General features: G+C 71.2%; 18 protein-coding genes, 1 tRNA gene and 1 pseudogene. 11 read left to right on the top strand and 9 right to left on the bottom strand.

Features of this window, described 5'->3' with window-relative positions:
- Positions 1–183 precede the first annotated feature (183 nt).
- The 4 genes from eno to E6U81_RS24900 all read left to right on the top strand — a co-directional run bounded on the left by eno (position 184) and on the right by E6U81_RS24900 (position 3583).
- A complete protein-coding gene (gene eno, locus E6U81_RS24915; protein WP_030028493.1) occupies positions 184–1470 on the top strand; it encodes a phosphopyruvate hydratase in 1287 nt (428 codons plus the stop codon).
- A 90-nt stretch (positions 1471–1560) separates the two neighbouring features.
- A complete protein-coding gene (locus E6U81_RS24910; RefSeq protein WP_031150830.1) occupies positions 1561–2049 on the top strand; it encodes a septum formation initiator family protein in 489 nt (162 codons plus the stop codon).
- Positions 2050–2093: 44 nt separating this feature from the next.
- On the top strand, positions 2094–2636 hold the full coding sequence (locus tag E6U81_RS24905) for a DUF501 domain-containing protein (RefSeq protein ID WP_136232316.1): 543 nt from the start codon (positions 2094–2096) through the stop codon (positions 2634–2636).
- On the top strand, positions 2633–3583 hold the full coding sequence (locus E6U81_RS24900; RefSeq protein ID WP_136232315.1) for a Ppx/GppA phosphatase family protein: 951 nt from the start codon (positions 2633–2635) through the stop codon (positions 3581–3583). The genes E6U81_RS24905 and E6U81_RS24900 overlap by 4 nt, the downstream gene beginning before the upstream one ends.
- A 62-nt stretch (positions 3584–3645) precedes the next feature.
- Here the strand turns inward: E6U81_RS24900 and E6U81_RS24895 are convergent.
- Positions 3646–3801, bottom strand: a pseudogene (locus E6U81_RS24895) (type II toxin-antitoxin system RelE/ParE family toxin); the annotation flags it as partial.
- Between the two features lie 444 nt (positions 3802–4245).
- On the opposite strand from E6U81_RS24895, the gene E6U81_RS24890 reads away from it, so the two are divergent.
- Positions 4246–5631 carry an NAD(P)/FAD-dependent oxidoreductase gene (locus E6U81_RS24890; RefSeq protein ID WP_136232313.1) on the top strand — a complete coding sequence of 462 codons (1386 nt, stop codon included), beginning with the start codon at positions 4246–4248 and terminating at the stop codon, positions 5629–5631.
- Positions 5632–5777: 146 nt separating this feature from the next.
- Positions 5778–7160 (top strand): cyclopropane-fatty-acyl-phospholipid synthase family protein, encoded by a 1383-nt coding sequence (locus E6U81_RS24885; protein WP_136232312.1) that lies wholly within the window; start codon positions 5778–5780, stop codon positions 7158–7160.
- Between the two features lie 102 nt (positions 7161–7262).
- Here the strand turns inward: E6U81_RS24885 and E6U81_RS24880 are convergent, their stop codons facing one another.
- Together E6U81_RS24880 and E6U81_RS24875 are read right to left on the bottom strand one after the other, a co-directional pair.
- A complete protein-coding gene (locus E6U81_RS24880) occupies positions 7263–9812 on the bottom strand; it encodes an ABC transporter permease (protein WP_136232311.1) in 2550 nt (849 codons plus the stop codon).
- Between the two features lie 58 nt (positions 9813–9870).
- Entirely contained in the window at positions 9871–10635 is a 765-nt protein-coding gene (locus E6U81_RS24875; protein WP_107064705.1) for an ABC transporter ATP-binding protein, read from the bottom strand.
- Between the two features lie 409 nt (positions 10636–11044).
- Between E6U81_RS24875 and E6U81_RS24870 the strand changes: the two genes are divergently transcribed.
- Together E6U81_RS24870 and E6U81_RS24865 are read left to right on the top strand one after the other, a co-directional pair.
- Positions 11045–11126: transfer RNA gene (locus E6U81_RS24870), tRNA-Leu, on the top strand.
- A 169-nt stretch (positions 11127–11295) separates the two neighbouring features.
- Positions 11296–12144: a Bax inhibitor-1/YccA family protein gene (locus E6U81_RS24865; protein ID WP_136232310.1), complete on the top strand. Its 849-nt coding sequence runs from the start codon at positions 11296–11298 to the stop codon at positions 12142–12144.
- A 120-nt stretch (positions 12145–12264) separates the two neighbouring features.
- Here the strand turns inward: E6U81_RS24865 and E6U81_RS24860 are convergent, their stop codons facing one another.
- Complete coding sequence (locus E6U81_RS24860; protein ID WP_030716449.1) at positions 12265–12495, bottom strand: DUF4287 domain-containing protein; 231 nt, start codon at positions 12493–12495, stop codon at positions 12265–12267.
- A gap of 101 nt (positions 12496–12596) precedes the next feature.
- Between E6U81_RS24860 and E6U81_RS24855 the strand changes: the two genes are divergently transcribed.
- The gene (locus tag E6U81_RS24855; RefSeq protein WP_136232309.1) at positions 12597–12941 is read left to right on the top strand and encodes a hypothetical protein; all 345 of its coding nucleotides are present in this window, start codon (positions 12597–12599) and stop codon (positions 12939–12941) included.
- Here E6U81_RS24855 and E6U81_RS24850 read toward each other — a convergent pair.
- The 3 genes from E6U81_RS24850 to E6U81_RS24840 all read right to left on the bottom strand — a co-directional run bounded on the left by E6U81_RS24850 (position 12925) and on the right by E6U81_RS24840 (position 16692).
- Positions 12925–13740, bottom strand: coding sequence for a hypothetical protein (locus tag E6U81_RS24850; RefSeq protein ID WP_136232377.1), 816 nt, complete (start codon positions 13738–13740; stop codon positions 12925–12927). The genes E6U81_RS24855 and E6U81_RS24850 overlap by 17 nt on opposite strands.
- 544 nt (positions 13741–14284) lie before the next feature.
- Positions 14285–15505, bottom strand: a complete 1221-nt coding sequence (locus E6U81_RS24845) for an acetyl-CoA C-acetyltransferase (protein WP_136232308.1) — start codon at positions 15503–15505, stop codon at positions 14285–14287.
- Between the two features lie 170 nt (positions 15506–15675).
- Positions 15676–16692 carry an SGNH/GDSL hydrolase family protein gene (locus E6U81_RS24840; protein ID WP_136232307.1) on the bottom strand — a complete coding sequence of 339 codons (1017 nt, stop codon included), beginning with the start codon at positions 16690–16692 and terminating at the stop codon, positions 15676–15678.
- A 128-nt stretch (positions 16693–16820) separates the two neighbouring features.
- On the opposite strand from E6U81_RS24840, the gene E6U81_RS24835 reads away from it, so the two are divergent.
- On the top strand, positions 16821–18203 hold the full coding sequence (locus tag E6U81_RS24835) for a cystathionine beta-synthase (RefSeq protein WP_136232376.1): 1383 nt from the start codon (positions 16821–16823) through the stop codon (positions 18201–18203).
- A gap of 349 nt (positions 18204–18552) precedes the next feature.
- On the opposite strand, the gene E6U81_RS24830 is transcribed toward E6U81_RS24835, so the two are convergent.
- Complete coding sequence (locus E6U81_RS24830) at positions 18553–18930, bottom strand: hypothetical protein (protein WP_136232306.1); 378 nt, start codon at positions 18928–18930, stop codon at positions 18553–18555.
- A 142-nt stretch (positions 18931–19072) separates the two neighbouring features.
- Here E6U81_RS24830 and E6U81_RS24825 point away from each other — a divergent pair, with 142 nt between their 5' ends.
- Positions 19073–19915 (top strand): MurR/RpiR family transcriptional regulator, encoded by an 843-nt coding sequence (locus E6U81_RS24825; protein WP_136232305.1) that lies wholly within the window; start codon positions 19073–19075, stop codon positions 19913–19915.
- Between the two features lie 3 nt (positions 19916–19918).
- On the opposite strand, the gene E6U81_RS24820 is transcribed toward E6U81_RS24825, so the two are convergent.
- Positions 19919–21091, bottom strand: coding sequence for an FAD-dependent monooxygenase (locus E6U81_RS24820; RefSeq protein WP_136232304.1), 1173 nt, complete (start codon positions 21089–21091; stop codon positions 19919–19921).
- Positions 21092–21174 lie beyond the last annotated feature (83 nt).

The raw sequence follows: 21174 nt of genomic DNA, 5'->3' as shown, positions 1-21174 counted from the left end.
GCGGCTCCGCGAGCCGGGAATCGAGAGTCGTATGTCCCGGAAGAGGGGTATTCGGTCCCTTTTTCGTCCCAGGGGTCGGGCGGTCGGCCGGTCGAACCCCGGAAGCCGGTTAGGCTCTAGGCGGCAAGGCCATCCCACGGCCTGACACGCCACCGCACACCCAGCGTCACATCCCAGAAGGAGATGCTCGTGCCGTCCATCGACGTCGTCGTAGCCCGGGAAATCCTGGACTCCCGAGGCAACCCCACGGTCGAGGTCGAGGTGGGCCTCGACGACGGCAGCACCGGCCGTGCTGCCGTTCCGTCCGGCGCCTCCACCGGTGCATTCGAGGCCATCGAGCTCCGTGACGGTGACCCCAACCGTTACATGGGCAAGGGTGTCGAGAAGGCCGTCCTCGCCGTCATCGAGCAGATCGGCCCGGAGCTCGTCGGCTACGACGCCACCGAGCAGCGCCTGATCGACCAGGCCATGTTCGACCTGGACGCCACCGACAACAAGGGCTCGCTCGGCGCCAACGCCATCCTCGGCGTCTCGCTCGCCGTCGCGCACGCCGCGTCCGAGGCCTCGGACCTCCCGCTCTTCCGCTACCTCGGCGGCCCGAACGCGCACCTGCTGCCCGTTCCGATGATGAACATCCTCAACGGTGGGTCGCACGCCGACTCCAACGTCGACATCCAGGAGTTCATGATCGCCCCGATCGGCGCGGAGTCCTTCTCCGAGGCGCTGCGCTGGGGCGCCGAGGTCTACCACACCCTCAAGAAGGTCCTGCACACCAAGGGCCTCTCCACCGGTCTCGGTGACGAGGGCGGCTTCGCCCCGAACCTGGAGTCCAACCGCGCCGCGCTCGACCTCATCATCGAGGCCATCAAGCAGGCCGGCTACACCCCGGGCAAGGACATCGCGCTCGCGCTCGACGTCGCCGCGTCCGAGTTCTACAAGGACGGCAAGTACGAGTTCGAGGGCCAGTCCCGCTCGGCCGCCGAGATGACCGACTACTACGCCGAGCTCGTCGAGGCGTACCCGCTGGTCTCCATCGAGGACCCGCTGTTCGAGGACGACTGGGCCGGCTGGAAGACCATCACCGACCGCCTGGGCGCCAAGGTCCAGATCGTCGGTGACGACCTGTTCGTCACCAACCCCGAGCGTCTGGCCCGCGGTATCGAGGAGGGCTCCGCGAACGCCCTGCTCGTGAAGGTGAACCAGATCGGCTCGCTGACCGAGACCCTCGACGCCGTCGAGATGGCCCAGCGCAACGGCTTCAAGTGCATGATGTCGCACCGCTCCGGCGAGACCGAGGACGTCACCATCGCCGACCTCGCCGTCGCCGTGAACTGCGGTCAGATCAAGACCGGCGCCCCGGCCCGCTCGGACCGCGTCGCCAAGTACAACCAGCTGCTGCGCATCGAGGAGATCCTCGACGACGCCGCGGTGTACGCGGGCCGCAGCGCCTTCCCGCGCTTCAAGGGCTAATCACGCTCTGCCTCCGTACGTCCCCGCACTCGGTCCCGTACCGTGTGCGGGGACGTATTGCGTAGTGCGTACATAAGGGGAGGCGGACCAATGGCCGGGAACCGGGATCGGTTCTCCACCTTCTCCACCGCGACGCGGCTCAAGCAGCTCGGTGAGCGGACCGCGGCCCACGTCTACCGCTCGCAGTCGCGCCGGCAGGTGCGCCGCAGCCGCCTCACCGGCAGGGCGGCACTCCTGGTGCTCGTGCTCTGTACGCTGGTCGTCGCCCTCGCGTATCCGATGCGCCAGTACGTCTCCCAGCGCTCGGAGATCGCGGAGCAGCAGCGGGCCGCCGCGGCCGCGCGGGACCGCCTGGAGCGGCTCCGCGACGAGAAGGCCCGCTGGCAGGACGACGCCTACGCGGAGCAGCAGGCGCGCAAGCACCTGCACTTCCTGCGTCCGGGGGAGGTCGGCTACATCATGGGCGACCCCGGATCCCGGCCCCCGGAGCCGCACCGGACCGGCCAGGCCGGCTCCGACCGCCCCTGGTACTCCAACGTCTGGGACGGCGTCGACAAGGCCGACCGCCCCAACGACTAGCACCGCAGCACCCATCCACGAGAACGAAGAGACTTCCTCCAGGCATGCAGACGCCCCCGCCCCAGACCGACCGGACCGAGCCGACCGACGCGGACATCGAGGCGTTCGAGCAGCAGCTCGGCCGCCCGCCGCGCGGGCTGCGCGCCATCGCGCACCGCTGCCCCTGCGGGCAGCCCGACGTGGTGGAGACCGCGCCGCGGCTCCCCGACGGCACCCCCTTCCCGACGCTGTACTACCTGACGTGCCCGCGCGCGGCCTCCGCCATCGGCACGCTGGAGGCCAACGGCGTGATGAAGGAGATGCAGGCGCGGCTCGCCGAGGACCCGGAGCTCGCCGCCGCCTACCAGGCCGCGCACGAGGACTACATCCGGCGCCGCGACGCCATCGAGGTGCTCCAGGGCTTCCCGAGCGCCGGCGGGATGCCGGACCGGGTCAAGTGCCTGCACGTGCTCGTCGGCCACTCGCTGGCCGCCGGCCCCGGCGTGAACCCGTTCGGCGACGAGGCCCTCGCGATGCTGCCCGAGTGGTGGGCCAAGGGCGCCTGCGTCACGCCGTGCGGCGAGAAGAAGGAAGAGGAGTCCCAGTGACCCGGGTCGCGGGCATCGACTGCGGTACGAACTCCATCCGGCTGCTCGTGGCGGACTGCGACCCGGCCACGGGCGAGCTGGTCGAGCTGGACCGGCGGATGATCATCGTCCGGCTCGGCCAGGGCGTGGACAGGACCGGGCGCCTGGCCCCGGAGGCGCTGGAGCGCACCTTCGCCGCCTGCCGCGAGTACGCGGCGGTCATCAAGGAGTTCGGCGCGGAGCGGGTGCGCTTCGTGGCGACCTCCGCCTCCCGCGACGCCGAGAACCGCGACGACTTCGTGCGCGGTGTCGTGGAGATCCTGGGCGTCGAGCCCGAGGTGATCTCCGGCGACCAGGAGGCGGAGTTCTCCTTCACCGGCGCCACCAGGGAGCTGACCGCGCACGAACACCTGCAGCGGCCGTTCCTGGTGGTCGACATCGGCGGCGGCTCGACCGAGTTCGTGGTCGGCGACGACCACGTGCGGGCCGCCCGCTCCGTGGACGTGGGCTGCGTCCGGATGACCGAGCGCCACCTGGTGGTGGACGGCGTCGTCACCGACCCGCCGTCCGAGAAGCAGATCGCGGCCGTCCGGTCCGACATCGAGGCCGCGCTGGACCTGGCGGCCGAGACCGTGCCGCTGGCCGAGGCGCGCACCCTGGTGGGCCTGGCGGGCTCGGTGACCACCATCGCCGCGATCGCGCTGGGGCTGCCCGAGTACCGCTCCTCGGAGATCCACCACTCCCGGATCTCCTACGAGCAGGTCCGCGCGATCACCGAGCGGATGCTGGCGGCCACGCACGACGAGCGCGCGGCGATCCCTGTGATGCACCCGGGCCGGGTCGACGTGATCGGCGCGGGCGCGCTGGTCCTGCTGGCCGTCATGGAGCGCACCGGCGCCCGCGAGGTCGTCGTCTCGGAGCACGACATCCTCGACGGCATCGCCTGGAGCATGGCGGGCCCCGCGTGAGGCGCTGAGCCGCCGAACGGCGACGGCGCTCCGGTCCACCGACCGGGGCGCCGTCGCCGTTCTCAGATGCCGCGGTGGACGTCGCGGCGGTCGCCTGCCCTGACGACGAAAATCCGGAGCCGGTAGAACCCGGACGGTCCGGTGAGTTTCTTGACGTCGGCGTCCTCGCGGCAGGGGTCGTCCCCCAGGGCGGTCAGCGCGGCGAGGATGTGCATGGCAGACCCGTGGTCCCACCCGATATGACGGACACAATCGCCGGGTCCATCGGCCGAACGACCTTCGAACCAGGGTGTGGGGGTCGCGAAAGCCATGATCCAAAAAAAGTTCGTGAAGTTCTTCACAAGGAAAAGGGGCCTCCTGGGTCCCGGGAAGGGCCCTTCGGGGCCTTCCGGAAGTCCTGGAGCCCCTTTTGTCTCGCGTTCGTGCGATCGTCGGAGGCGGCGGGCTGCGCGTCAGAGGTACGGACGAAACCCGGTGGTCTACTCCGGTCAAAGCCTCGGAGGCCAGTTCAGGACGGGTGAACAACGACTCCGGTCACCTCTTGGTTCCCGTCGCGCGCCATGACGTCCGTCACGTGGGCGGCGGAGTGTAGCAGAGGCCCTCCGACTCCTTGTGAAGGGGCTCACGAGCAACACCCCATTGGGTGCTGGATACTCGTTCTCATGAGCACCACGGAGCGTCCCAGGATCCTCGTTGTAGGAGGTGGGTACGTAGGCCTGTACGCAGCCAAGCGCATCATGAAGAAGATGCGCTACGGCGAGGCGACCGTCACGGTCGTCGACCCGCGCTCGTACATGACCTACCAGCCCTTCCTCCCCGAAGTGGCCGCAGGCAGCATCTCGCCTCGGCACGTCGTCGTCCCGCTGCGACGCGTGCTGCCCAAGGCAGAGGTTCTCACCGGCCGGGTCACCAGCATCGACCAGGACCGCAAGGTCGCCCTCGTCACGCCGCTGGTCGGCGAGGCGTACGAGCTGCCCTTCGACTACCTGGTGATCGCGCTCGGCGCCGTCTCCCGCACCTTCCCGATCCCCGGCCTCGCCGAACAGGGCATCGGTATGAAGGGCGTCGAGGAGGGCATCGGCCTGCGCAACCACGTCCTCGAGCAGCTCGACAAGGCCGAGTCCACGACGGACGAGAACGTCCGCCGCAAGGCCCTCACCTTCGTCTTCGTCGGCGGCGGCTTCGCCGGTGCCGAGACGATCGGCGAGGTCGAGGACATGGCCCGCGACGCCGCCAAGTACTACTCCACGATCAAGCGCGAGGACATGCGCTTCATCCTGGTCGACGCGGCCGACAAGATCCTTCCCGAGGTCGGGCCCAAGCTCGGCACCTGGGGCAAGGAGCACCTCGAGTCCCGCGGCATCGAGATCTACCTCAACACCTCCATGGACTCCTGCGTGGACGGCCACGTGGTGCTGAAGAACGGCCTCGAGGTCGACTCCAACACCATCGTCTGGACCGCCGGCGTCAAGCCCAACCCGGTCCTGGCCCGCTACGGCCTGCCGCTGGGCCCCCGCGGCCACGTGGACGCCCAGCCGACCCTCCAGGTCACGGGCACGGACTACATCTGGACCGCCGGCGACAACGCCCAGGTTCCGGACGTCGCGTCCCGCAAGGCCGGCGTCGAGAACGCCTGGTGCCCGCCGAACGCCCAGCACGCGCTGCGCCAGGCCAAGGTCCTCGGCGACAACGTCATCTCGGGCATGCGGGGCTTCCCGCAGGCCGAGTACTCGCACTCCAACAAGGGTGCGGTGGCGGGCCTCGGCCTCCACAAGGGCGTCGCGATGATCGTCATGGGCAAGACGAAGATCAAGCTCAAGGGCCGGCTCGCCTGGTACATGCACCGTGGCTACCACGGCATGGCCATGCCGACCTGGAACCGCAAGATCCGCGTCTTCGCCGACTGGACCCTCGCGATGTTCCTCAAGCGCGAGGTCGTCTCCCTCGGTGCGCTGGAGACCCCGCGCGAGGAGTTCTACGAGGCTGCCAAGCCGGCGCCGGCCCCGGCCGCCGCCGCTGCCCCGGCCGAGAAGGCCAAGGCCTCCTGACCCTGCGTAGGGAGCCCGGCCGCTGAGCCGGCCGAATGTACGACCCCGAAGGGGCCGCCCGCCATCCGTGGTGCGGGCGGCCCCTTCGGCGTACCCGGGGCCGCGGATGGGTAGAGGGATGGGTCGGAACTTTGTGGAGGTGCGCCATGACCGACGCCGCTCCGCGGCTGGCCGCTCTTGCCGAGACCCTGCTGGGCGGCCCCCTGCCCGTGCGCATCCGCGCGTGGGACGGAACCGAGGCCGGGCCGCCCGACGGCCCCGTACTCGTCGTCCGGGGCCGCCGTGCCCTGCGCCGGATCCTGTGGAAGCCCGGAGAGCTGGGCCTGGCCCGGGCCTGGGTCGCCGGTGACCTGACCGTCGAGGGCGACCTGTTCGAGCTGCTGGACCGGGTGGCGGGCCTGCTCTGGCAACGGGACCGGGCGCCCGCACCGGCCCCGCCCACCTCCCTCGTGGGCGCGCTGCGCCCGCGCCTGCCCCGGCGGGTCTCCGCCGCCGCGGACACCGCCGCGGCCGCCGCCGCACTGCTGGGCGACGCGGACGCGCGGGAGGCCGTACGGGACCTCGTCGCCCTGGCCAGGCCGTGGCCTGCGCCCGCGCCGCCCGCGGAGGAGGCGGCCCGGCGCGGCGGCCCCCGGCACACCAAGGGCCGCGACCGGCAGGCCATCAGTCACCACTACGACGTCGGCAACGACTTCTACGAGCGGGTCCTCGGCCCCTCCATGGTGTACTCCTGCGCCTACTGGACCCCCGGCTCCACCCTGGAGCGGGCCCAGCACGACAAGCTCGACCTGGTCTGCCGCAAACTCGCCCTGAAGCCCGGCGACCGGCTCCTCGACGTCGGCTGCGGCTGGGGCTCCATGGCCCTGCACGCGGCCCGCGAGTACGGCGCCCGCGTCACCGGGGTCACGCTCTCGCGCGAACAGGCCGTGTACGCCCGCAAGAGGGTCGCGGACGAGGGCCTGGCCGATCTGGTCGAGATCCGCATCCAGGACTACCGGGACGTCAAGGACGGGCCCTACGACGCCATTTCCTCCATCGGGATGGCCGAACACGTCGGTGCCGACCGCTACCGCGACTACGCGCGCACCCTGCACGCCCTGCTGCGCCCCGGCGGCCTGCTGCTCAACCACCAGATCGCCCGCCCGCCGGAGACCGACGAAGCGGCCTACCGGGTGGACGAGTTCATCGACGCGTACGTCTTCCCCGACGGGGAGCTGTCCCCGGTCGGCGCCACGGTCGGCGAGCTGGAACGGGCCGGCTTCGAGGTCCGCGACGTGGAGGCGCTGCGCGAGCACTACGCCCTGACCCTGCGGGCCTGGGTGGCACGGCTGGAGGAGCACTGGGACGAGGCCGTGGCCCTCACCTCGGCCGGCCGGGCCCGGGTCTGGCAGCTCTACATGGCCGCCTCCGCGCTCGGCTTCGAGCGGGGCCGCCTGGGGGTCAACCAGGTGCTCGCCGTGCGCTCCGCGGCACGCGGGGACTCGGGGCTGCCGCTGCGGCTGCGGACCTGGGGCGGGCAGCCGGCGTAATCGTTCCTGCGCTGCGTTGCGCCGCCGACGGGAAGGGCCCCGGGGCATGTCGCCCCGGGGCCCTTCCGTGTCCGCGTCCTGCTGTCCTCGCCGCGTGCGGCGCTACTCGGTCTTGATGGCGGTCAGCATGTTCAGGCGGGCGGCGCTGCGGGCCGGCCACATGGCGGCCAGGACGCCGACCACGGCGGCCAGCAGGAGGAAGATCCCGATCCGGTCCCACGGGAGGATCAGCTCGTAGCCGGGCATGGCCTTCGCCAGCGTGGAGCCGACGGCCCAGGCGAGGAAGATGCCGATGACGACGCCGAGGACGGCTCCGAAGAGCGAGATCACCACGGCTTCGAGGCGGATCATGTTCTTGACCCGGCTGCGGTCGAGGCCGATGGCCCGCAGCATGCCGATCTCCTGGGTCCGCTCGAAGACGGACATGGCCAGGGTGTTGACCACGCCGAGCACCGAGATGACCAGGGCCATGCCGAGCAGGCCGTACATGATGTTCAGCATCGTGTTGATCATGCCGCCCATCTCGTTGCGCATGTCCTGCTGGGTGGCGACGGTGATGGCCGGGTTCTTGCCGAGCGCGTCGACGACCTTCTGCTGGGCGGCCTTGGAGGCCCCGCCGTCGACGTTGACGTACACCTCGGGGATGTACATGTCCTCGCTGTGCTCGCTGAGGATCTTGTTGTCGATGATGTACGGGGAGAGCAGGCCCTCCATGTCCTTGTAGATCGCGCCGATTTTCACCGACGCTTCCTTGCCGTCGTCGTACTTCAGCTTGAGCGCGGTGCCGACGGTGAACTTCTGCTTCGTGGCCGTCTTCTCGGCGACCGCGACGTCGCCCTGGGCGAGGCTGTCGAGCGAGCCGCTGAGCACCTCGATGTTGAGGAGCTGGCCGATGGTGGCCGGGTTGACGCCGGAGGCGGCCCGGAAGTCGCCGTCGACCAGGAAGTAGCCGGCCGACTGCGGGGAGACCGCCTTGATGCCGGGGGCCTTGGCCAGGGTCTCGGCCACGGACTTGTCGAGGCTGCCCGCGTCGGAGGACATGGAGACCCGGTAGTCGGCCTTGAGCTTCTCGGTGCTCATGCGGTCGACGACCTTGCCGACCGTGATGCCGAGGACGGACAGCGTGGTGACCAGGGTCAGGCCGATCGCGAGGGAGGCGGCCGTGACGGCGGTGCGGCGCGGGTTGCGGACCGCGTTCTGGGCGGCCAGCTTGCCGGGGACGCCGAACACCTTCTGCAGCAGCGGGCGGACGGCGCCGATGACCGGCTTGGAGAGCAGCGGCAGCAGCACGATCATGCCGATCAGCATGAAGAAGGCGCCGCCGCCCATGGTCATGCGGCCGGTGTTGCCGCCCGTGGACACGCCCAGGAAGACCAGGCCGATGCCGCCGAGGCTGATGATCGAGCCGAGGATGTTGCGTACGAGCAGGGACTTCGAGGTGGCCGGCAGGTGGGCGCTGCCCATGGCGGCGACCGGGGCGATCCGGCCGGTGCGCCAGGCCGGCAGCACGGCGGCGACGGTGGTGACGACGACACCGATGACGAGGGCGGCGGTGATGGTGCCCGGGGCGATCACGGGGGCGCCGCCCGGCAGCTTCGCGCCGAGGGAGCCGATGACGGAGCGGATCCCGAGGGCCAGGCCGATGCCGCTGACCAGGCCGACGACGGCCGACAGGACGCCGACGACGAGGGCCTCGGCGAGCACGGAGCGCATGACCTGGCCGCGGTTGGCGCCGACGGCGCGCAGCAGGGCCAGCTCCTTGGTGCGCTGGGTGACCAGCATGGTGAAGGTGTTGTAGATCAGGAAGATGCCGACGAAGAGCGAGATGCCGGCGAAGACGAGCAGCATCGTGCTGAGGTTGCTGAGGCCCTTCTCGATCTGCTTGGCCTGCTCGGCGGCGAGCGCCGTGCCGGTCTGCGCCTTGGCGTTCTTGTCGAGCAGCGGCTTGATGTCGGCGAGCAGCTTGTCGGCGGAGGTGCCGTTCTTCGCGGCGACCGACAGCTCCTGGAAGTAGCCGGGCTTGAGGTAGAGCTCCTGGGCGACCTTGGTCTCGAAGAGGACCAGGCTGCCGCCGGCCTGGACGGCGCCGTCCTCGGTGGTGAAGACGCCGGCGAGGGAGTACTCCTTGACCGGGCCGTTGGTGGCGACGCGGACCTTGTCACCGACCTTGTAGTTGCCCTTGTCGGCGGTGGCCCTGTCGAGGGCGACCTCGTCGGCCTTGGCCGGGCCGGCGCCCTGGGCGAAGGCGTAGCGCGGGTCCTTGCCGTCCTTGACCGGCGTGAAGTTGGCGCCCTGGTTGGACCAGCCGGAGCCGATCAGCTTGCCGTTCTCGTCGCCGACGCCGGCGAAGCCCGAGACGCGGCCGGAGACGGTGTCGACGCCCGGGAGCGCCTTGATCTTGTCGAGGGTCTGCTGGCCGAGGCCGGGCTCGCCCTCCTTCTCGCCCTGCTCGTTGCGGCCCTGGCCGTACGAGGTGACCGAGACGGCGACGCCCTCGTAGCTCTTGGCGGACTGGCCGGAGAGGGACTTCTTGAGGGTGTCGGTGAAGACGAGGGTGCCGGATACGAAGGCGACGCCGAGGGTGACGGCGAGCACCGTCATCAGCAGCCGGGCCTTGTGCGCGAGGACGTTGCGCAGGGCGGTACGGAACATGGGGGATCTCAGTCCTGGGGCTGGAAGTCTGGAGGAAGGGCCGGGGCGGGACCCGGGATCAGCTGGTGCGGCCCTTGGCGTCGAAGGCCTTCATACGGTCCAGCACGCCGTCGGCGGTGGGGCTGAGCATCTCGTCGACGATCCGGCCGTCGGCGAGGAAGATGACGCGGTCCGCGTAGGAGGCGGCCACGGGGTCGTGGGTGACCATCACGACGGTCTGGCCGAGCTCGCGGACGGAGTTGCGCAGGAAGCCGAGGACCTCGGCGCCGGAGCGGGAGTCCAGGTTTCCGGTCGGCTCGTCACCGAAGATGATCTCGGGGCGGGAGGCCAGGGCGCGGGCCACGGCCACGCGCTGCTGCTGGCCGCCGGAGAGCTGGGTGGGCCGGTGGCCCAGGCGGCCGGAGAGGCCGACCATGTCCACCACGGTGTCCAGCCACTGCTTGTCGGGCTTGCGGCCGGCGATGTCCATGGGGAGCGTGATGTTCTCCAGGGCCGTCAGCGTAGGCAGCAGGTTGAACGCCTGGAAGATGAAGCCGATCTTGTCCCGGCGCAGCTGCGTGAGCTGCTTGTCCTTGAGGGAGCCCAGCTCGGTCTCGCCGATGCGGACGGAGCCCGCGGAGAAGGTGTCCAGGCCGGCGACGCAGTGCATCAGGGTGGACTTGCCGGAGCCCGAGGGGCCCATGATCGCGGTGAACTGTCCCTGGCCGAAGTCCACGGAGACGTTGTCCAGGGCGACCACCTGGGTCTCGCCCTGGCCGTACACCTTGGAGAGGCCGGTGGCGCGGGCGGCCACAGCCTGGGCGGTGTGCGGGGCGTAGTTCATGGTGGTCACAGGACGGCTCCTCGGTCTGTTGTGCGGGACTCCTCCATCTTCACCGCGCCCTTACCTGCCGCGGATCAGCCGCCGTGCCTGTTCCCGGGCCCACTCGAGAGTGACGGCGGGCGGGCGCGCCTCCTCCTCTGGTATGACAGGAGGCCTGATCGGCGGGCTGTCACCCGGGGTGGCGCGGAGGGTGGCGCGCGGGGTGGCGCGGGCCATCGAAATCCCGTCATTCCCGTACAGGTGGTGATCGACGTCCAGAACGGGCCGACCGTGCATTCTGGGGCCTGACGGACCCTCAAGCGCCAATAAAATCAGACAACATCGGATAGGCGGCCGGTCGGCGGCGAGTGTGTTCCGGATAGGCTCGGCACAGCGTTCAAGGCTTTTTCCACGGGGGCCGCCACGCCCTGCCCGGATGGTGGAATGCAGACACGGCGAGCTTAAACCTCGCTGGCCTTCGGGCCGTGCCGGTTCAAGTCCGGCTCCGGGCACTCCGCAGCTCTGGCGAGGTCCTCCTCGTGGTTGCGGCGGGGCTCCCTCGTTTATCCCCTGCGCTTCGCCATGCCTTCTCCTAAGATCCTCCTCCAGCAGTAGGGTGCTTTCTTTGCGAGCGCATTACTCTTGTTGCAAGGCCGCGCTCGGTGGCCACGGAGGAGTGAGATGAGGAGCAGTAACCCGGTCTTCTCGCGACGGGGGTTCAGCCGCGACAACGGTGGCTACGCGGGCTTTGACGCGCAGCACCAGCAGGCCGGGACCAACCCGTACGCGACGAACCCTTACGCGACCGACCCGGCCACGGGTATGCCGCAGGCGCCGGCGCGCACCAACGCGATGACCATGGACGACGTCGTGAGCCGTACGGCCATGACGCTCGGCGTGCTCATCGTGACGGCGACCCTCTCCTGGGTGCTGCTGCCGGTCGACCCGGCCAACCTCGGCATGTCGTACGCCATCGGCATCGGCGCCGCCCTGGTCGCGTTCGTCTTCGCGATGATCCAGTCCTTCAAGAGCAAGCCCGTCCCGGGCCTGATCCTGGCCTACTCGGCGTTCGAGGGCGTGTTCCTCGGCGTCATCAGCGCGGCCGTCAGCACCTACCTCGGCCCCGGCGTGGTCATGCAGGCCGTGATGGGCACGATGTGCGTCTTCGCCGCCGTGCTCTTCGCGTACAAGATGCGCTGGATCCGCGTCACCCGCCGCTTCTACGGCTTCGTGATGGCGGCGACGCTGGGCTTCATCCTGCTGATGCTCGTGAACACGCTGTTCGCGGTCTTCGGCGGCGGCGACGGCCTCGGCTTCCGCAGCGGCGGCCTCGGCCTGCTGTTCGGCGCCATCGGTGTCATCCTCGGCGCCTGCTTCCTCGCCCTGGACTTCAAGCAGGTCGAGGACGGCATCACCTACGGCGCCCCCCGCGAGGAGTCCTGGCTGGCGGCCTTCGCCCTCACCATGACCCTGGTATGGATCTACGTCGAGATGCTGCGCATCTTCTCGATCCTCTCGGGCGACGACTAGCAGCACCTGTGGGCCGCCCGGCCCGCACGGTGCGGCACGCACAGCACGGGGAAGGCCCCGCGAGCGACAGCTCGCGGGGCCTTCCCGCGTGTGGAGGGACTGGGGGGTCGGGGGAGGGGGTCAGCCGAACCGGCGTGCGGCTCTGCGCAGGTCGTACTCGTGGATGATCGCCTTCGCCTGGCCGTACGACAGCTCGTGCGCGCCGCGCAGCCAGCTGACCTTCTCCTCGAACCGGACGAGGGAGGGGCCTTCGTCGACGGTGCGGAGCCAGTCGGAAACCTCACGACCGGTGGTCTGGGGGATTCTGTCGATCATGTTGCGGTGGGTCTGCTCGGAGAACTCTACGGACATGGGCGCCTCCGGAGGTATTGCCGTGCTGTCCTCTTCACGCCACCGTGCCGGAGAGTTCGCCCGTTGGCAATGGTGCCCGGGCGGCGCGTAAGGTCGGCCGGGTGCTGGATACTTCGCCCCTGAGCGCCGCCGTGGAACGTTTCGCCGACCGGCTGCGGGCCGCACCGCAGAGCCGCCTCCAGCAGGGAGCGGCCGCCGTGGCGCTGGAGCTGGCCCGCGAGCTCTCGTCGCGGGCGCAGGGCCTGGAGGCGCCCGGGGAGGCGCCGCGGGAGATGCCGGACGCGGGCATCTTCGTCGTCGGGGACCAGGTGGCGGTGGCCGGACGGGACCTCGCCGAGGCCCTGCGCGGTGGATCGGGCGCCCGGGGAAGCGCGAAGGCCCCGTCCGAGATCCTGGACGAGGCCGTATCGCTGGTGGAGCAGGCGGAGATCAGAGCGACGCGATGACGCGGTCCGCGAGGATGTAGACGTTGCTGTCGGGGTCCTCGACGTCACCGCAGGAGAAGGTCAGGGCGTAGGCGCCGGAGATCCCCGAGCCGCCGAGCAGGACTGGGGCGGTGCCCGAGCGCAGGGCCTCGGCGAGGCGCTCCGCGGTCTCGCGGTGCCCCGGGGTCATGCAGAGCGTCGTGCCGTCGGTGAAGACGTACACGTCGAGCGTGCCCAGCGGGCCGGGACGGACGTCCGCGAGGGCCGTACGGGCCTCGGCGAGCTCCTCCAGGCGGTTCACGGTGCGCTCGTGGTCGGCACCGGGGTGCGAGGCCTGGACCGGTACGAAGTCGGGGTGCGAGGGGTGACGCCGGCGGGCGGCGGCCAGCTCGGGCGAGTCCTCCGGGTACCCGGGGAGCTCGTCCAGCACCTCCTCGCCCATGACCGGCTCCAGGCCCACCAGGTCGGCCTGCCGGGGCAGGAAGACCGGGCTGTCCTCGCCGAGCCCGGGCAGGCCGCCCAGCAGCGAAGGGGCGTCTGCGGCGTCGCGGGCCTCCTGCGCGGCCCAGAAGGCGCGCGCCTCGGCGAGCTCCCGCTCGCGCTCCTCGGCCAGGGCCTCGGCCACGGCGGCTCGTATCTCCGCGGCGGGGGACTCGGCGGCGTGGCGGGCGTGCGGGACGGTCGTGCCACGGGCGTGGACCGGCACCGCCAGCTCACTGCGCAGGGCGGCGACCTGCTTGCGCAGACCGTGGACGGCGTGCAGAGCAGCAGCGCCCACGGCCGTGGCAGCGGCCGTGGTCAGCAGCAGGGCAAGAGACATGGCGCTCACTGACTAACTCCTGAGGTGATTCGATCCCCCGACTTCCTACATCAGAGTGTCCCGGCCTGGGAATGGCGTGCAGTGCATTACGTCACGAAATGGACAGGGCTTTCGTCACACCTTGCACCTCTGCGCAGGTTCTGACCTGCATAAACACCGATCCCCCAGGACATAGGTCACATCCTGGGGGAGATTCGGTCACAGGTCGGCCGCGACGGGATTAGAACCGGCGTCAGTACGGGCCAAGGGTCCGTGCGGCGCCTGGCCCCGCCCATGATCCAGTGATCGGAGCCCTACTTTCGGCTACGTACGAGAGGGGTTCCGGCGCCATCGAGCCGGCTCAGCTCAGCCGCTCTGCTTCTTGGTCGCGCTGGGCTTCGCCACCGCTGCGGGCAGGTGCCGGCCCTCGTTCCTCGGGCCGACCCCTACCCTCCGCTACGGCTCAGCTCAGCCGCTCTGCTTCTTGGTCGCGCTGGGCTTCGCCACCGCTGCGGGCAGGTGCCGGCCCTCGTTCCTCGGGCCGACCCCTACCCTCCGCTACGGCTCAGCTCAGCCGCTCGATGACCATCGCCATGCCCTGGCCGCCGCCCACGCACATCGTCTCCAGGCCGAACTGCTTGTCGTGGAACTGCAGGCTGTTGATCAGCGTGCCGGTCAGGCGGGCGCCGGTCATCCCGAAGGGGTGACCCACGGCGATGGCCCCGCCGTTGACGTTCAGCTTCTCAAGGGGGATCTCCAGGTCCCGGTACGACGGGATGACCTGGGCCGCGAAGGCCTCGTTGATCTCGAAGAGGTCGATGTCGCCGACCGTCAGGCCGGCCCGCTTCAGGGCCTGCTTCGACGCCTCGACCGGGCCCAGGCCCATGATCTCGGGGGAGAGGCCGGTGACACCGGTGGAGACGATCCGGGCCAGCGGGGTCAGACCCAGCTCGCGGGCCTTGGTGTCGCTCATGATGACCAGCGCGGCGGCGCCGTCGTTCAGCGGACAGCAGTTGCCGGCCGTCACCAGGCCGTCGGGGCGGAAGACGGGCTTGAGGCCCTGCACGCCCTCCAGGGTCACGCCGGCGCGCGGGCCGTCGTCGGTGGAGACGACCGTGCCGTCCGGGGTGGTGATCGGGGTGATCTCGCGGGCCCAGAAGCCGTTCTTGATGGCCTGCTCGGCCAGGTTCTGGGAGCGGACGCCGAACTCGTCCATGTCCTGGCGGGTCACCCCCTTGAGGCGGGCCAGGTTCTCCGCGGTCTGGCCCATCGAGATGTACGCGTCGGGGACGAGACCGTCCTCGCGCGGGTCGCGCCAGGACGAGCCCTCGCTCTCGGCGACGGCGGCCGTACGGGCCTCCGCGTCGCCGAAGAGCGGGTTGTGGGTGTCCGGCCAGGAGTCCGAGTTGCCCTTCGCGAAGCGCGACACCGTCTCCACGCCCGCGGAGATGAACACGTCGCCCTCGCCCGCCTTGATGGCGTGCAGGGCCATGCGCGAGGTCTGCAGCGAGGAGGAGCAGTAGCGGGTGATGGTCGTGCCCGGGAGGAAGTCCATGCCCATCTGCACGGCCACGATGCGGGCCAGGTTGTTGCCCTGCTCGCCGCCCGGCAGGCCGCAGCCCAGCATCAGGTCGTCGATCTCGCGCGGGTCCAGCTCGGGGACCTTGGCGAGGGCGGTCTGGATGATCGTCGCGGTCAGGTCGTCCGGGCGGACGTCCTTGAGGGATCCCTTGAAGGCGCGCCCGATGGGAGAGCGGGCGGTGGAAACGATGACGGCTTCGGGCATCGGGACTCCAAGGGGTGCGTCGTTGCGGGACCGGATGCGAAGTTACCGCCCCGTACGGTCGAGGTCACCGGCCTGGGGGTGTGATGCCGGTCGCTCCCACCGGCCCGGCCGGCCGGGGGCCACACCCCAAGGGTGCGCCTCCCCGGCCGTGGACCGCAGGACCCGTGCGGCTACGGGGCGAGCTCCGCCGTGTCCGGGGCCGCGGGGGCCGGGTCCTCGCCCGGCACCCGCCGCCGCCGGCGGTGCTTGAGCAGGACCCAGGGGCCGCGGGCCGCCGTGACCTCCGTACCCGCCTGGCCCGCCGCGGCCGACGCGGCCTTGGCCACCGGCAGCATGTCCTCGTCCCGCGACACGTCCAGGCGGTCCGACTCCGGCCACAGGCCCAGCGCGGCGCACAGCGTCGGCAGCACGGCCATGGCGGCCGTCGCGTACCCCTCCGCCGACGGGTGGTAGGAGTCCGGGCCGAACATCTCGCGCGGGTTCGCGGCGAACTCGGGGCCCAGCAGGTCCCCCATCGAGACCGTACGGGCGCCCAGTGCGACCACCCCTATGGTCTGCGCGGCGGCCAGCTGCCGTGACACGCGGCGCGCGAGCCAGCGCAGCGGCTGGTACACCGGCTCGATCGTGCCCAGGTCCGGGCAGGTGCCCACGACGACCTCGGCACCCGCCAGGCGCAGTCGGCGCACCGCCGACGTCAGCAGCCGCACCGACTGGGTCGGCGGCATCCGGCGCGTCACGTCGTTCGCGCCGATCATGATCACGCAGACGTCGGGCGGCGGCGCGTCCCGGTCCAGCAGCAGCCCCACCTGGCGGTCCAGATCGTCCGACATGGCACCCGACAGAGCCACGTTGCGCAGCTCCACCGGCCGCTCCGCGACCGCCGCGAGCCCCGAGGCCAGCAGCGCCGCGGGAGTCTGCCGGGCCCGGCGCACCCCGAGCCCGGCGGCCGTGGAATCGCCCAGCATGCCCAGCCGCAGCGGGCCCGGGCTCTGTTCCACGCCGCCGAACTCGCTCCCGTACAGCCCGTCCGCGCGCGGCGGCTCGCCCAGCCCGGTGCCCACCGTGCGCTTGGCGAACTGCACCTCCGCCAGTACCAGCCCGACCGCGGCGGCCCCGACGAGTCCGAGGCCGCCTCCGCCGTACGCTGCCCCCGCCGCGATCCGGCGGGCTGTTCTCGCCCTGGACATCCTTCAGGCCACCTCCTCGCGTCTCATTGACCCCTACCTGCCCCGTACGAGCGGTCGGTCAATCCCTTTCCGCATACCCTGGCCGGACCTCCCGGAGAACCCGTGGAGTCCCCTCCTTGGAGAACATGGTGCAATTCCACGACTCGATGATCAGCCTCGTCGGCAACACCCCGCTGGTGAAGCTCAACCGTGTGACCGAAGGCCTGCAGGCCACCGTCCTTGCGAAGGTCGAGTACTTCAATCCCGGTGGATCCGTGAAGGACCGGATCGCCGTACGGATGATCGAGGCCGCCGAGCAGAGCGGAGCCCTCAAGCCCGGTGGCACCATCGTGGAGCCGACCAGCGGCAACACGGGTGTAGGACTCGCCATCGTGGCCCAGCAGAAGGGCTACAAGTGCATCTTCGTCTGCCCTGACAAGGTGTCCATGGACAAGATCAACGTCATGCGCGCGTACGGCGCCGAGGTCGTGGTCTGCCCGACCGCCGTCGACCCCGAGCACCCGGACTCGTACTACAACGTGTCCGACCGCCTCGCACGCGAGCCCGGCGCCTGGAAGCCCGACCAGTACAGCAACCCGAACAACCCCCGTTCGCACTACGAGACCACCGGTCCCGAGCTGTGGGAGCAGACGGACGGGAAGATCACCCACTTCGTCGCCGGCGTCGGCACGGGCGGCACGATCTCGGGTACGGGCAACTACCTCAAGGAGGTGTCCGGTGGGAAGGTCAAGGTCATCGGCGCCGACCCCGAGGGCTCGGTCTACTCCGGCGGCTCCGGCCGCCCGTACCTCGTCGAGGGTGTCGGCGAGGACTTCTGGCCGACCGCCTACGACCCGAACGTGACGGACGAGATCATCGCGGTGTCCGACAAGGACTCCTTCCAGATGACCCGCCGCCTCGCCAAGGAGGAGGGCCTGCTCGTCGGCGGCTCCTGCGGCATGGCCGTCGTGGCCGCGCTCAAGGCCGCCGAGGGCCTCGGCCCGGACGACGTGGTCGTCGTCCTGCTGCCGGACAGCGGCCGCGGCTACCTCAGCAAGATCTTCAGCGACGAGTGGATGGCCGGACACGGCTTCCTGGAGGAGGCCGGACCGGCCGCCCGCATCGGCGACGTGCTGAACGACAAGGAGGGCGGCATCCCCTCCCTCGTCCACATGCACCCCGAGGAGACCGTCGGCGAGGCCATCGAGGTCCTGCGCGAGTACGGCGTCTCCCAGATGCCGATCGTCAAGCCGGGCGCCGGCCACCCCGACGTGATGGCCGCCGAGGTCATCGGCTCCGTGGTCGAGAAGGAGCTGCTCGCGGCGCTGTTCGCACAGCGCGCCTCGCTCACCGACCCGCTGGAGAAGCACATGAGCTCCCCGCTGCCGCAGGTCGGCTCCGGCGAGCCGGTGTCCGAACTGATGACGGTGCTCGGCGAGGCCGACGCGGCGATCGTGCTGGTCGAGGGCAAGCCCACCGGTGTGGTGAGCCGCCAGGACCTCCTCGCCTTCCTGGCGAAGACCGCGAAGTAGCCCGCTGCCCGCCCGGGGACGGGGCGCGCGGGCCCACGGCCCGGCGCCCGCCCCGGGCACCCGCGTTTTCCGGCCGTAGCGCAAACGGTACGGGCCGGACACGTGACAGCAGCACGGCCTTAACACGGCTCCGGCACAGTGGTGGTTGTCGGCAAGGAGCCCGGGAAACCGGACCGGGCCGGCACCACCGACGGTGTTCGCACACCTCCGGAGCGGCTCCCGGACCGGCGAACGCCATGGACGCGGACGGCCCTGACCCGGCCGTGTCCTGTGCGGGGACCGCCGTCGTCCCGCCCCTCGCCCGCGAGGGTGCGGCGGTCCCCGCGCATACGGTCTTCGGGTGCGACGGTCAGTCGAGGGAATCCGGCCGAGCGCGCCGCAGACGGGCGGCGTGGATGAAGTTCACCCCCACGATGCCCGCCCAGGCCACCACGAGCCCCTTGAAGCCCGTCTGCACGGCCGCGATGGCCGACAGCGGGACCGCCAGGACCAGCGTGATGATCGCGAAGCCGAAGCGCTCGCCGAAGTTCCCGTCCGCCGGGCCGGCGTACGGGCCCTCCCCGCGGGCCGCGGCCAGGCGTTCCTCGGCGAGCCGGCGCCGGACCTGGGTGTCGACCTTCTCGACGAACGAGTCCACCAGCGCGGCCTCGTACTCCGGACCCAGATCCCGCCGGGCCTTCAGCGTCGCGTCGAGTTCCTTCTTCAGCTCTTGGGCGTGGGCGTCCATGCCCCCACCGTAGGAAGCGCCGCAGGCCCCGGCACTGGGGCTAGCCCCCGTATCCGCATCGCGGGCACCGGCTTGCCCCGCTGCATAACCGCATGCAGAGTGCTCCGTGACTGAATAAATCACCGGGACGGAGGGGGACGGCATGAGCGACAGCCCGGCGGCGCGGCTCCAGGCGCTGTTCGAGGGGCACCGGCTGACGCCGACCCAGCGGCGGATCGCGCACTGCATGGTGCGCGGGGCGGCGGAGGTGCCGTTCCTGTCGAGCGTCGAGCTCGCCGAGCTGGCCGGGGTGAGCCAGCCGTCGGTGACCCGGTTCGCCGTGGCACTCGGCTTCGACGGCTATCCCGCGCTGCGCAAGCACCTGCGCGAGGTGGCTCCGGCCGAGCGGGCCGCCGCGGTCGGGGAGGACTCGTACAACGAGTACCAGCAGGCCGTCCTGGGCGAGATCGAGAACCTGCGGCAGCTCGCCGAGATGCTCGCCGACCCCGCGCCGGTCGAGGAGGCGGGGCGGCTGCTCGCCGCCTCGACCCCGCTGCCGGTGCTCGGGCTGCGGGCGGCGTCCTCGCAGGCGCGCGGTTTCGCGTACTTCGCGGCCAAGGTGCATCCGGACGTACGGCTGCTCGACGAGGGCGGCTCGATGATGGAGGACCGCATCGACGCGGCCCGCTACGAGGGCGCCACGGCGCTGCTGTGCTTCGCGCTGCCCCGGCACCCGCGGGAGGTCGTGGACACGCTGGACCGTGCGCGGAAGGCCGGCCTGACCGTGGTGACGGTCGCGGACTCGGCCTTCGCCCCGGTGGCCCGCCACTCCGACCTGCTGATCCCCGCCCCGGTCGGCACCGGCCTGGCCTTCGACACGGCGTGCGCGCCGATGCTGCTGGGCCGGGTGCTGCTGGAGGCGATGGCGGACGCTCTGCCGGACGCGCAGGCCCGCCTGGAGGCCTTCGACACCCGGGCGGCGGCCCGCGGGCTGTTCGTGGATTGAGCCTCAGCGGTAGTTGAGCTCCGCCAGCTCGGTGGCCAGGCGCGTGCGCAGCGCCGGGATGCGGGCGAGGGCGGGCAGCAGGGTGTTGCGCACGGCGCGCAGTGCCCTGTTCCGGGTGGTCGCGACCCGGGTCATCCGGTCGGTGAGGGCCACCACGCGCAGGGCGACGGGGCGGCGCGCGGCCTCGTAGCCGTCGAGGTCGCCGCCGGCCAGGGCGCGGCCCAGGGCGTAGCCGTCCTGGATGCCGGTGTTCATGCCCTGGCCGCCGGCCGGACTGTGCACGTGGGCGGCGTCCCCGGCGAGCAGCAGGCGGCCCGCGCGGTAGCGGTCGGCTACGCGGTGGTGGATCCGGAACCGGGAGGACCAGATCAGTTCGCGGACGGCTGCCTGGCCGGGGACGCGTTCGTCCAGCAGGCGCCGGACGAACGCGAGGTCCGGTTCGGCGGGGGCCTCGGCGACGGTGGCGACGATCCGGTAGCGCCTGGAGGCGCCGGCGGTGCCCCCGGGCAGCGGCGCGACCACCATGAGCCCGGCGGCGCCGAAGACGAGGGAGACCTCGCGCGGGCCCGGGGCCCAGTCCAGGCCCACGTCGGCCAGGACGAAGGACTCCTCGTAGGCGCTGCCCTCGAAGGCGATGCCGGCTGCCGTGCGGACCGTGCTGTGCATCCCGTCGGCGCCCACGACGTGCGCGGCGCGCAGTGTCTCGCCGGTGGCGGTGGTGAGGGTGGCCCCGTCCGCGTCCTGGGCGACGCCGGCCACCTCGTACGGGCGGTGGACGTCGCCGCCGAGCGCCCGAAGGCGGCGCAGCAGGACGGCTTCGGTCTCGTACTGGGGCACCATCAGCGCGTACGGGTGGGCTGTGGGCAGGCGGTCGAAGTCGACGGCCGCGAGCGGGCGGGCGCCGTCGCGGATCCGGAAGCGGGAGACGGGGACGCCGCGGCCGACGAGGTCCGCGGTCAGTGCGCCGCTCGGGTCGAGCGCGTCGAGGACCTCCAGGGTGCGGGCGTGCACGACGGCGGCGCGGGAAGTGTTGGCGCCCTCGGCCTGCCGGTCGAGGAGCACGAAGTCGATGCCGGCCCCCGCCAGGGTCACGGCGAGGGCGAGTCCGGTGGGGCCGGCGCCGACGATGGCGACCTCGGTGCGGGCGGGGAGCGGGAGTGCGGCGGTGCTGGTCATCGTGACCTCCTCCGGCGTGCCAACGATTGTTGGCCAACGGCTGTTGGCATCATGGTGCGCCTGCCGTGCATGTATGTCAACGC

It is taken from the genome of Streptomyces sp. A0592, from assembly GCF_004795115.1.
Classification (GTDB): domain Bacteria; phylum Actinomycetota; class Actinomycetes; order Streptomycetales; family Streptomycetaceae; genus Streptomyces; species Streptomyces erythrochromogenes.
Note: the sequence above shows the minus strand (reverse complement) of the source record. Positions and strands in the feature narration are given on the sequence as shown.

Coding starts and splice junctions, on each gene's coding strand:
- eno (WP_030028493.1), top strand. CDS start 184: ATGCTCGTGCCGTCCATCGACGTCGTCGTAGCCCGGGAAATCCTGGAC.
- E6U81_RS24910 (WP_031150830.1), top strand. CDS start 1,561: ATGGCCGGGAACCGGGATCGGTTCTCCACCTTCTCCACCGCGACGCGG.
- E6U81_RS24905 (WP_136232316.1), top strand. CDS start 2,094: ATGCAGACGCCCCCGCCCCAGACCGACCGGACCGAGCCGACCGACGCG.
- E6U81_RS24890 (WP_136232313.1), top strand. CDS start 4,246: ATGAGCACCACGGAGCGTCCCAGGATCCTCGTTGTAGGAGGTGGGTAC.
- E6U81_RS24885 (WP_136232312.1), top strand. CDS start 5,778: ATGACCGACGCCGCTCCGCGGCTGGCCGCTCTTGCCGAGACCCTGCTG.
- E6U81_RS24880 (WP_136232311.1), bottom strand. CDS start 9,812: ATGTTCCGTACCGCCCTGCGCAACGTCCTCGCGCACAAGGCCCGGCTG.
- E6U81_RS24875 (WP_107064705.1), bottom strand. CDS start 10,635: ATGAACTACGCCCCGCACACCGCCCAGGCTGTGGCCGCCCGCGCCACC.
- E6U81_RS24865 (WP_136232310.1), top strand. CDS start 11,296: ATGAGGAGCAGTAACCCGGTCTTCTCGCGACGGGGGTTCAGCCGCGAC.
- E6U81_RS24860 (WP_030716449.1), bottom strand. CDS start 12,495: ATGTCCGTAGAGTTCTCCGAGCAGACCCACCGCAACATGATCGACAGA.
- E6U81_RS24850 (WP_136232377.1), bottom strand. CDS start 13,740: ATGTCTCTTGCCCTGCTGCTGACCACGGCCGCTGCCACGGCCGTGGGC.
- E6U81_RS24845 (WP_136232308.1), bottom strand. CDS start 15,505: ATGCCCGAAGCCGTCATCGTTTCCACCGCCCGCTCTCCCATCGGGCGC.
- E6U81_RS24840 (WP_136232307.1), bottom strand. CDS start 16,692: ATGTCCAGGGCGAGAACAGCCCGCCGGATCGCGGCGGGGGCAGCGTAC.
- E6U81_RS24830 (WP_136232306.1), bottom strand. CDS start 18,930: ATGGACGCCCACGCCCAAGAGCTGAAGAAGGAACTCGACGCGACGCTG.
- E6U81_RS24825 (WP_136232305.1), top strand. CDS start 19,073: ATGAGCGACAGCCCGGCGGCGCGGCTCCAGGCGCTGTTCGAGGGGCAC.
- E6U81_RS24820 (WP_136232304.1), bottom strand. CDS start 21,091: ATGACCAGCACCGCCGCACTCCCGCTCCCCGCCCGCACCGAGGTCGCC.